Here is a 10,440-nt window from a genome sequence, read left to right on the forward strand (position 1 = left end):
CGGGCAGCGGCTGGGCTTCAGGCGACCGGCCGGACAACGGGAGCGCGAAGCGCCCGAACGAGCACCCAAGGCCGGCCTCCGACCGAGCCTCGGCAAGGCGATCAACCGGACGCCTCTGGCCGGCCGGCGCCCCGGCCGGAAGACGAACGAGAGCCGGGCAGCGGCCGGGCTTTCGTGATCCGGCCCTAGGCGACCGGCCGGACAACAGGAGAGCGCGAGGCGCCCGAACGAGCACCAAGGCCGGCGGCCAGCCGGGGGCCTCGGCAAGGCGATCGGCCGGACGCCTCAGACGGCCGGCCAGCCAGCGCCCCGGCCCGAGGACGAACGAGAGCCGGGCAGCGGCTGGGCTTCAGGCGACCGGCCGGACAACGGGAGCGCGAAGCGCCCGAACGAGCACCCAAGGCCGGCCGCCGACCGAACCTCGGCAAGGCGATCAACCGGACGCCTCAGACGACCGGCCGGCCGGCGCACCGGCCCGAGGACGAACGACGGCCGGGCAGCGGCCGGGCTTTCGTGGCCCAGCCCCAGGCGACCGGCCGGACAACAGGAGAGCGTGAGGCGCCCGAACGAGCACCCAAGGCCGGCGGTCGGCCGGGCCACGGCTGGGCGCCTCGGACGGGCGCCTCGGACGGCCGGCCGGCGCGCGTCAGCCCGGCCGGCTGACCGAGGTGCGGAGGGGCGCCCCCCCGGGCGCGTCAGCCCGCGGCGCCCGCCCGCCCGTCCTCGTACCGGGTGCGGGGAATGGAGCGCACGCCGCCGACCGTCCCCCACTCGTCCCTGCCGAGCCGGCTGAGCGGGCGTATGCGGGTGATGTCCGGGTGGTCGCCGTCCAGTACCGACGCGCTGACGGCGGCGTGCACCACCCGGCCGAGGACGACGGTGGAGTCGCCGAGGCACAGGGTGCTGTGCAACCGGCATTCGAGGGCGACGGGCGCGTCCGCGACCCGGGGTGCCTTCACCACGAGCGAGGGCTCCTTGGCGAGGCCGACGGCGTCGAACTCGTCGACGCCGGGCGGGAAGTCGGTGCCGGTCTCGTTGACCTGCCGTTCGAGCCCCTCGGGCGCCAGGTTGACGACGAACTCGCCGGTCGCCTCGACGTTGCGCAGGGTGTCCTTGCGGCCCACCGAGGTGAACTGCACGATCGGCGGTTCCACACAGGAGATGGTGAAGAACGAGTGCGGGGCGAGGTTCGCCGTCCCGTCCTCCGCGACCGTGGACACCCAGGCGATCGGCCGGGGCACGACCACCGAGGTGAGGAGCCGGTAGGCGGCGGCCCGCCCGGCGGTGTCGAAGTCGATGTCAACGCGCATACCGGCCAGTATCCACGTCCCGGGCCCGACGACTGACCGGGGCCGCCGGAAGGACCTGGGAGGACCCGGGAAGACCCGGGAAGACCCGGGCGAACCCGCCCGTAACGCGCCGGAAGCACCCCTTTCCCGGTTTTACCCGGAGGACACGAGGTGTTCGTGATCGGGCAACACCACTTCGTCAGGGTGGAAGGCATGACCGACACCGACGCGACCCCCGCGGGCGCCCCCGACCGCGCGCACCACTGGCGGCGTGACCTGGCGGAACTGGCCGCCCTGTTCACCGCCGTGGCCGCCGCCGACTGTGTGGCCGACACCGTGGTCCACGGTCCCGACGGGCCGGCCCTGCTGGCCGGGTCGGCCGCCGCGCTGCTGGCCACGGCCGGATTCCACACCTGGTGGCACCGGCGGCGGCGGGCACGGGCCGCCACGGCCGCGCCGGCCCCCGAGCCGGCGGGAGGGGCCGTCGGCAGCACGCTGTGGCGGATGCGCACCACGGTCCGTGACGAGCCGGGCAGTCTGGCGGCCCTGTGCCTGTCCCTGGCCGGCCGGGACGTCGACATCCTCGCCCTCCAGACGCACCCGCTGGCCGACGGCACGGTCGACGAACTGCTGCTGCGCGCGCCGGGCGGGCTCTCGGCCGACGCGCTGACCCGGGCCGCCGAGGCGGGCGGGGGCCGCGCGACCTGGCTGGAGCGGGCCGACGCCCACGACCTCGTCGACGCCCCCACCCGGGTGCTGGATCTCGCCACCCGCACCGCGCTGGACTCGGCCGAACTGCCGCTCGCGCTGCGGCGGCTGCTCGGCCGGTGCGCGATCCGCTCGGTGCCGGCCCGCACGGCGGGCGCGCCGGAGGTGCCGGCGGAGGGCGAGTGGCGGGAGACCGTGCTGCGGCTGCGCGACCCGTCCGGTGGTTCGATCGTCGTCGAGCGGCCGCATCTCCCGTTCACCCCGGCGGAGTTCGCGCGCGCCCGGGCGCTCGTCGAACTGGACGCGCGGCTGGGTCCGCGGTTCCCGCGCCGCGACGACGTCCTGACGCTGCCCGCCGGGGACGAGGTGACGGTGCGCCGCGCCGGGCCGGCGGATCTCGCGGCGGCCCGGGCGATGCACGAGCGCTGCTCCCCCGCGACGCTCGCCCTGCGCTACCACGGGCCGGTCCGGGACGTCGCCGCCGCCGACCGCTACCTGGGCCATCTGCTGGGCCCGCGGTTCGGCCGGACGCTCGCCGCGTTCGCGCCGTCCGGCCGGCTGGTCGCCCTCGGGCACCTGCTGTGGGACGGCGAGGAGACCGAGGTGGCGCTGCTCGTCGAGGACGCGTGGCAGCGGCGCGGCGTCGGCGCCGAACTGCTGCGCCGCCTGGTGGTGATGGCCGCCGAGGCGGGCTGCGAGAGCGTCTACGCGGTCACCCGGGCGTCCAACACGGGCATGGTGGCGGCGATGCGCGGGCTCGGGCTTCCGCTGGACTACCAGGTCGAGGAAGGGACGTTGGTGATCACCGCCGGGGTCACCCCGGCGGCCGTCCCGCGCCTCGCCTCCCGCGCGCCGGGGAACCGCCCCCGGCGCCCCGTGAATCCCGCGTGACGCGGCGGCCTCCGGCATACGAGGATGGGCGCATGCCGAACACCACGAGTACTCAGCTGCCCCGCCAGGTCGCCGACGCCTATGTCGACGCGTACGTCGAACTCGACCCCATCACCGGTACCTACCTGGGCGTGGCGTCCAGCGCCTGCCGGCTGCCGGACTTCTCGCCCGAGGGGCAGGAGGCGGTGGCGGCCCTGGCGCGCGAGACGCTGGCCCGGCTGGCGGAGGCCGAGCGGTTGCCCGGCGCGGACGACGACGCCGAGCGGCGCTGCGCCCGGCTGCTGCGCGAGCGGCTGACCGCCGAACTCGCGGTGCACGACGCGGGCGAGCCGCTGCGCGCCGTCAGCAACATCCACTCGCCGCTGCACATGGTGCGCGAGATCTTCACCCTCATGCCCGTCGACACCGCCGACGACTGGTCGGCGGTCGCCGACCGGCTGCGGGCGGTACCCGCCGCGCTGGAGGGCTACCGGGCCTCGCTGGCCGAGGGGTTGAAGCGCGGGCTGCCGGGCGGCCCGCGGCAGGTGGCCACGGTGCTGGAGCAGCTCGCCGAGTGGATCGGCACGGACGGCAAGGGCTGGTTCGGCGACTTCACGGCCCCCGGCCCCGACGCGCTGCGGGCGGAGCTGGACGGCGCGGCCGAGGTGGCGACGGGCGCCCTGGCCGAACTCCGCGACTGGCTGCGGGACGTCTACGCCCCCGGCGTCGAGGGCGCCCCGGACGTGGTGGGCCGCGAGCGGTACGCCCGCTGGGCGCGCTACTGGAACGGCACCGACCTGGACCTGGAGGAGGCGTACGCCTACGGCTGGTCCGAGTTCCACCGCCTGCTCGCGGAGATGCGCGTCGAGGCCGAGAAGGTGCTGCCGGGGGCGAAGACGCCGTGGGAGGCGCTGGCGCACCTGGACGAGCACGGGACGCACATCGAGGGCGTGGAGGAGGTGAGGGAGTGGCTCCAGGGCATCATGGACGAGGCCATCGAGGCACTGGACGGCACCCACTTCGACCTCGCCGAGCGGGTCAAGCGCGTCGAGTCCCGGATCGCCCCGCCCGGCGGCGCGGCGGCCCCGTACTACACGGCGCCGTCCGAGGACTTCTCCCGCCCGGGCCGGACGTGGCTGCCGACCATGGGCCTGACCCGCTTCCCGGTGTACGACCTGGTGTCCACCTGGTACCACGAGGGCGTGCCGGGCCACCACCTCCAGCTCGCCCAGTGGACGCACGTCGCCGACCGGCTCTCCCGCTACCAGGTCACGCTCGGCCAGGTCAGCGCCAACTCCGAGGGCTGGGCGCTGTACGCGGAGCGGCTGATGGACGAGCTGGGCTTCCTGACCGACGCCGAGCGGCGGCTGGGCTACCTGGACGCCCAGATGATGCGCGCCGCCCGGGTCATCGTCGACATCGGCATGCACCTGGAGCTGGAGATCCCGGCCGACTCCCCGTACCACCCCGGCGAACGCTGGACGCCGGAGCTGGCCCAGGAGTTCTTCGGGCTGCACAGCAGCCGCCCGGCGGACTACGTGGAGAGCGAACTGGTCCGCTACCTGGGCATGCCGGGCCAGGCGATCGGCTACAAGCTCGGTGAACGGGCCTGGCTGGCGGGCCGTACGGCGGCGCGGAAGCGGCACGGCGACGCGTTCGACGCGAAGGCGTGGCACATGGCGGCGCTCTCGCAGGGTTCGCTGGGGCTGGACGATCTGGTGGCGGAGCTCTCGGCGCTCTGACCGGCGGCGGTACGGGCGACCCGACGGCGGGGGCACGGGCGGCCCGGATCCGGCCCGGATCCGGTGCCGCGCGGCGGGGTGGCCCGGGCGAGGACGGGGCGGGTCGTGGCCGTAGGGCCGGGGCCCGCCCGACCGGCCGCGCCCCTTCGTGCCGGCCGATGGTTGGGCAGAGAGCCGCGCGGGGCCGCTGCCGTCCGGACCCGGCGCGGACGAAGCCCGGGCGGCGGCGGAGTCCCCGCGGACGAAGCCCGGGCGGCAGCGGGGCCCGGCCCTTCCCTGCGTAGGGTTGCGGGCCATGACCCCTCTGCTCCTCCTCTGCGCCGACCCGCTCTCCCCCCGCCGTACGGATCCGCACTTCGCCGCCGAGGCGCCGGCGGCGGGCGAACGGGGGCTCCGGGTCGCGCGGATCGATCACGACGCGCTGCTCGCCGGGGACGCGGCGGGGGCGGTGGCGGCCGTGCCGCGCGGCGCGGGCGGGGCGTGGTACCGGGGGTGGATGGTGCCCGCGGCTCGGTACGCGGCGCTGGAGGAGGCCCTGGCCGAGCGCGGGGTGACGCTGCTGGCCCCGGCCGGGGACTACCGGCGGGCGCACGAACTGCCGGGCTGGTACCGGACGTTCAGGACGGTGACCCCGCGCAGCGTGTGGTTCCCCACGCCGGCCGGGCAGGCGCCGGACCGGGAGCGGCTGGCGGCCGGGGCGGCCCGGCTGGGCGGCGGCCCGGCGGTGGTCAAGGACTACGTCAAGTCCCGCAAGCACGAGTGGGACGAGGCGTGTCACGTGCCCGAGCTCGCCGGCACGGACCGGCTGGCGGCGGTCGTCGGCCGGTTCGTGGAGCTCCAGGCGGAGTTCCTGGCCGGCGGTGTGGTCCTGCGGGCCTTCGAGCGCTTCACGGCGGCGGGCGAGGCGCGGGTGTGGTGGCTGGACGGCCGTCCGGTCCTGGTGACCGCCCACCCGGACACCCCGGACCTGCTCCCGGAGCCGGCGCTCGACGCGGTGACGCCCTGTGTCGCCGCGCTGGGCTGCCGTTTCGTCACCACGGACGTGGCGCTGCGGGAGGACGGGGTGTGGCGGGTGGTGGAGGTGGGGGACGGCCAGGTGAGCGATCTGCCGCGGGGGCTCGACCCGGGGGCGCTGTTCGCGGCCCTCGCCCGGGGCTGACGTCAGCAGCCGCAGTCGGCGCCGTCCAGGGGCGCGGTCAGCGGGTCCGGCGGCAGGGTGCGGGTGCCCTCCCAGGTCTCGACCTCGTAGCCCTCGCGGATCCAGTACTCGATGCCGCCGAGCATCTCCTTGACGCGGTATCCGCGCGTGGCGAGCGCGAGCGCGGCGCGGGTGGCGCCGTCGCAGCCGGGCCCCCAGCAGTAGACGACGACGGGCCGCGCCGGGTCGAGGAACGCGTCGGCCAGGTCCGGGATGCGATCCGTCGGGAGGTGGACGGCGCCGGGCACGTGCCCCTGGTCCCAGGCCGGTGTGGAGCGGGAGTCGACGACGGTGAAGTCCGCCGCGCCGGCGGCGAGCGCGGCGTGGACGTCGGCGACGTCGGTGTGGAAGGCGAGCCGGGCGGCGAAGTAGGCGGCGGCTGCGGCCGGTTCGGCGGGCGGTACGGAGAGGACGCGGGAGACGGGAGAGGCCGGGAGGGCGGGGGAAGTCGTCGCTGTCATGGCCGAAAATCTATGGGGCGCCCTCGGTGGCGGTGAACGGGAATTCCCCGGCCTCGCGTCCGTCCCGCCGGGGATTCCCCGGCGTCCGGAGCCGGAGGCCGGTCTTCTCCCACTTGCCCCGGTGTGCCCGCCTCGGGCGGCGGCCCGGGGGGGCTCCGCGCATGTGACGCACGACGCGAACCCTTGATCGGACCTGGACGCGCCTGTTAGACACCGCTCATGAGCGAGCATTCCCTCGACGCCACCGACTGGCGGATACTCGACGCGCTGCAGAGTCACGGGCGCGCCGGGTACGCCGAGTTGGCGCGGATCGTGAACATGTCCTCCAGCGCGGTGACCGAACGCGTCCGGCGCCTGGAGGAGGCGGGGGTGATCGAGGGGTACACGGCCGTCGTCCGGCCCGAGCGGCTGGGCATGCCGGTGCTCGCCTTCGTTCGGCTGCGCTATCCGAACGGCAACTACAAGCCGTTCCACGACCTCCTCGCGACCACCCCGGAAGCGCTGGAGGCGCACCACGTCACCGGTGACGACTGTTTCGTCATCAAGGTCGCCGCCCGGTCGATGCGGCATCTGGAGGAGGTGGCGGGACGGATCGGGGCGCTGGGTTCGGTGACGACGAGCGTGGTGTACTCGTCGCCGCTGGAGCGCCGCGCGTTCAGCCGGCCGGACGGGCCGTCAGGTGCCGCACCCTGGAGCCCGACCGGTCCTTGACGACCTGGAGCTGGGCGGGGACGCGCTGCCGCAGGTCGGCGACGTGGCTGACGATACCGACGGCGCGGTCGCGCTCCCGGAGCGAGTCGAGGACGTCGAGGACCTCGTCGAGGGTCTGCTCGTCCAGGCTGCCGAAGCCCTCGTCGATGAAGAGGGTGTCCAGGCGGGTACCGCCCGCCTCCTCGGTGACGACGTCCGCGAGGCCGAGGGCGAGGGCGAGCGAGGCGAAGAACGTCTCGCCGCCGGAGAGGGTGGCGGTGTCGCGTTCGCTGCCGGTCCAGGCGTCGACGACGTGCAGGCCCAGGCCGGACCGGCCGCGTCCGGTGCCGCGGGCGTCGGAGTGGACGAGGGTGTAGCGGCCGGCGGACATCCGTTGGAGCCGGACGGTCGCGGCGGCGGCGACCTGTTCCAGCCGGGCGGCGAGGACGTACGACTCCAGGCGCATCTTGCGCTCGTTGTCGGCGGAGGTGCCGGCGGCGAGCGAGGCGAGGCCGGCGATCCGGTGGTACTCCTCGCGCAGCGGGGCGAGCCGCCGCACGTCGGCGGTGGCCTCGGCGGAGAGCCGGTCGAGGGCGTCGCAGCGGCGCCGGGCCTCGGCGTCGCGGTCGGAGGCGGCCCGCAACCGGCCGACGGCGGCGGCCAGTTCGGCGTCGGCGGCCTCCGGGTCGGCGGGCGGCAGACCGGCCGCGGCGAGCGTCTCCTCGTCGGCCAGGGCCGCCGCGACGGCGGCCTCCTCCTGCCCCCAGGCGTCCAGCCGCGCCTGGGCCGCGCGGAGTTCCGCCGCGTCGAGGAGAGCGCCGGCCGCCTGGGCGGGGGTGGCGAATCCGGCGCGGTACGCGGCGTCGGCGAGCCGGTCGTCGGCCTCCTTGAGGGCGGTCGCGGCGTCCTCGGCGGCGCGGGCGGCCCCGGCGGCGGCGGCGAACAGGCCGGCCCGCTCCTCCAGGGCCGCGGCGCGCCGCGCGACGGACGCCTCGCCGCCGCGCGCCCGCGTCAACTCGTCGCGCAGTCCCGCCCGTTCCCGTTCCAGGTCCTCGCGGTGGGAGGTGCGCGCGGCGATCCGTACGCGGGCGGCCTGCTGGGCGTCGCGACGCCGTTCGTACTCGCGCTCGGCCTCGGCGAGGGCCGCCCGGGCGGCGGGCGCGTCGGCGGCGGCCGTGCGCGCCTCGGCGTACGCCCGCCGGGCGGCGTCCGCCAGAGCGGCGAGCTCGGCGGTGGCCGCCTCGCCGGCGGCGGCGCGGGCGGCGGCCAGGGCCTCGTGGAGCGGCCGGTGGCGGCGGGCGGCCTCCTCGCGGGCCGCCTCGGCCCGCCGGTAGGCGGCCTCGGCGGTCTGTTCGGCGGCGCGGTCCACGTGGCCGTCCGCGGGGCGGGCGGGGGCGGGGTGCTCGGTGCCGCCGCAGACGGTGCAGGGCTCGCCGGGGACGAGTCCGGCGGCGAGTTCGGCGGCGATGCCGCGCAGCCGGCGTTCCTTGGTGTCGAGCCAGTGCTCGCGGGCGCGGGCCGCCTCGTCGCGGGCGGCGGCCTCCGCTTCCTCGGCCGCCGCGGCCTCGACGGCCAGGGTGTCGCGGCGGCGGGCGGCGGCGAGGCGTTCCTCGGCGGGGGCGACGCGCGCGCCGAGCTGTTCGGCGCGGGCGGTGGCCTCGTGGGCGGCGTCGAGGCGGCGCCGGTGCTCCTCGCGCAGGGCGGGCCAGCCGGCGAGCCAGTCGGCGTCGTCGGCGAGGGCGTCCTCGTCGGCGCGGGCCTGGCGGTCGAGGGCGGCGAGCTCGGCGGTGACCTCGGCGGCGCGCGCCTCGGCGCGGCGGGCGGCGGCGAGCGAGCCGAGCTCCTCGCGGTGGGCGTGGTCGAGGGCGGCGAGCCGGTCGGCGCCGGCCTCCCGGTGCTCCTCGGGCAGCCGGGCGCGGGCCCGCCGCTCGGCCTCGGCCGCGGTGCGGTGCCGGCGGTCGGCCTCGGCGCGGAGTTCCAGGGCGGGGGCGACGGCGGCGGCTTCGCGGGCCCGCTCCAGCCGGTCGCGGAGCGCGTCCCGTTCCGGGCGGCGTGCGGCCAGTTCGCCGGCGCGGCGGCGGGCCTCGGCGTACCGCCCCTGGAGCCGGGCCCGTTCGCGGACCTCGGCGGCGTGTTCCGCCGCGCGCGCGTGCAGGTCCTCGGCGGCCCGGACGGCCGCCGCGGTGACGGCCCCGCGCTCGCGGGCGCCGGCCCGGGCGAGCGCCGCCCATTCCAGGACGGCGGCGGCGAGCCCGGGGGCGCCGGCGGCGAGCGGCGGCTCGGCGGCCCGCGGGCCGGGGACGCCCGTCCGGCCACGGGCCGGGGCGGCCGGAGTGGCGGTGGCGGGCGAGGGTGTGCCGACCTCCGGCAGCGAGGGGTCGTCGGCGGCCTGCCGCATCCGGTGGCCGAGCGCGAGCAGCCGCTCGTCCCCGGCGCGCACCCGGGCCTCCGCGGCCCCGCGCAGCTCGGCGAGGCGCTTCTCGGCGGCGGCGAACCGGCCGGTGTCGAAGAGCCGGCCCAGCAGCCCGGCGCGGGCGGCGTCGTCGGCGCGCAGGAAACGGGCGAAGTCGCCCTGCGGGAGGAGGACGACCTGGCAGAACTGCTCCCGGTTCATGCCCAGCAGCTGGGTGATCTCCTCGCCGATCTCCTGGTGCGAGCGGCTGAGACCGTGCCACTGTCCGTCGCGCAGTTCGCGCAGGGCGCTGTACGCCTTCTCGCGGGTGAAGCCGCTCCCCCGCTTCTTGGGGCGCGGCTGTTCGGGCCGCCGGGTGATCTCCAGGCGCCGTCCGCCGACGGTCAGTTCGAGGACCACCTCGGTGGGGGTGTCCGGCGCGGCGTGGTCGCTGCGCAGCCCGGGCCCGCTGTTCTGCCGGGCGCCGGGGACGCCGCCGTAGAGGGCGTAGCAGACGGCGTCGAGGACGGAGGTCTTGCCGGCGCCGGTGGGGCCGTGCAGGAGGAACAGTCCGGCGGCGGAGAGCTCGTCGAAGTCGACGTGCTGGGTGCCGGCGAACGGGCCGAAGGCGGTGATCTCCAGGCGGTGCAGTCTCATCGGTGCCCCTCGGCGGTGGCGGGGTCGCCGCAGCCGGCGCGGTGGACGGTGATCGTGTTCTCGGGGCGGCGCGGGCTCATCGCTCGCCCTCCGCGGCGGCGACCCGGACGGTGTCGAGGGCGTCGGTCAGCAGGGCCCGCTCGGCGTCGTCGGGGCCCTCGCCCCGGACGTGGGCGACGAAGTCCTCGGCGATCTGCTGGTCGGTCCTGCCGCGCAGCCGCCGGGCGTACGAGGCGAGGGGGTCCTCGGGGGACCGCTCGGGGTCCAGGACCAGGCTGAGGACGTGCGGGAAACGGGCGGCCAGCCGGGCCATGGGGTCCTTGGGGCGGACGGGGTCGGTGAGCGTGGCCTCGACCCACGCGTCCGCGTACCGGTCGAGGGCCGGGTCGTCCAGGAGCTCGTCCAGCCGGCCGCGGATCCGGGCGAGCGGGCG

8 protein-coding genes are annotated in these 10,440 nt (G+C 77.1%); 4 read left to right on the top strand and 4 right to left on the bottom strand.

Annotation, left to right across the window (positions count from 1 at the left end; all coding sequences use genetic code 11):
• Positions 1 to 695: 695 nt before the first annotated feature.
• Positions 696 to 1,310, bottom strand: a complete 615-nt coding sequence (locus tag ACSNOK_RS25075; RefSeq protein WP_436783029.1) for a flavin reductase family protein — start codon at positions 1,308 to 1,310, stop codon at positions 696 to 698.
• A 192-nt stretch (positions 1,311 to 1,502) separates the two neighbouring features.
• On the opposite strand from ACSNOK_RS25075, the gene ACSNOK_RS25080 reads away from it, so the two are divergent.
• The 3 genes from ACSNOK_RS25080 (at position 1,503) to ACSNOK_RS25090 (ending at position 5,768) form a co-directional block, all read left to right on the top strand.
• Entirely contained in the window at positions 1,503 to 2,888 is a 1,386-nt protein-coding gene (locus ACSNOK_RS25080) for a GNAT family N-acetyltransferase (protein WP_436783030.1), read from the top strand.
• A 32-nt stretch (positions 2,889 to 2,920) separates the two neighbouring features.
• Positions 2,921 to 4,609: a DUF885 domain-containing protein gene (locus ACSNOK_RS25085; protein ID WP_436783031.1), complete on the top strand. Its 1,689-nt coding sequence runs from the start codon at positions 2,921 to 2,923 to the stop codon at positions 4,607 to 4,609.
• A 295-nt stretch (positions 4,610 to 4,904) separates the two neighbouring features.
• A complete protein-coding gene (locus ACSNOK_RS25090) occupies positions 4,905 to 5,768 on the top strand; it encodes an ATP-grasp domain-containing protein (protein ID WP_436783032.1) in 864 nt (287 codons plus the stop codon).
• A gap of 2 nt (positions 5,769 to 5,770) precedes the next feature.
• Here ACSNOK_RS25090 and ACSNOK_RS25095 read toward each other — a convergent pair whose 3' ends face one another.
• Positions 5,771 to 6,268 (bottom strand): rhodanese-like domain-containing protein, encoded by a 498-nt coding sequence (locus ACSNOK_RS25095; protein WP_436783033.1) that lies wholly within the window; start codon positions 6,266 to 6,268, stop codon positions 5,771 to 5,773.
• Between the two features lie 219 nt (positions 6,269 to 6,487).
• Between ACSNOK_RS25095 and ACSNOK_RS25100 the strand changes: the two genes are divergently transcribed.
• Positions 6,488 to 6,979 carry an Lrp/AsnC family transcriptional regulator gene (locus ACSNOK_RS25100; protein ID WP_436783034.1) on the top strand — a complete coding sequence of 164 codons (492 nt, stop codon included), beginning with the start codon at positions 6,488 to 6,490 and terminating at the stop codon, positions 6,977 to 6,979.
• On the opposite strand, the gene ACSNOK_RS25105 is transcribed toward ACSNOK_RS25100, so the two are convergent.
• Both ACSNOK_RS25105 and ACSNOK_RS25110 read right to left on the bottom strand, forming a co-directional pair.
• A complete protein-coding gene (locus ACSNOK_RS25105) occupies positions 6,924 to 10,007 on the bottom strand; it encodes an AAA family ATPase (RefSeq protein ID WP_436783035.1) in 3,084 nt (1,027 codons plus the stop codon). The genes ACSNOK_RS25100 and ACSNOK_RS25105 overlap by 56 nt on opposite strands.
• 76 nt (positions 10,008 to 10,083) lie before the next feature.
• On the bottom strand, positions 10,084 to 10,440 hold a 357-nt coding region (locus tag ACSNOK_RS25110; RefSeq protein WP_436783036.1), incomplete at its 5' end, for an exonuclease SbcCD subunit D C-terminal domain-containing protein.

The organism is Streptomyces sp. URMC 126 (genome assembly GCF_051386555.1).
Taxonomy (GTDB): domain Bacteria; phylum Actinomycetota; class Actinomycetes; order Streptomycetales; family Streptomycetaceae; genus Streptomyces.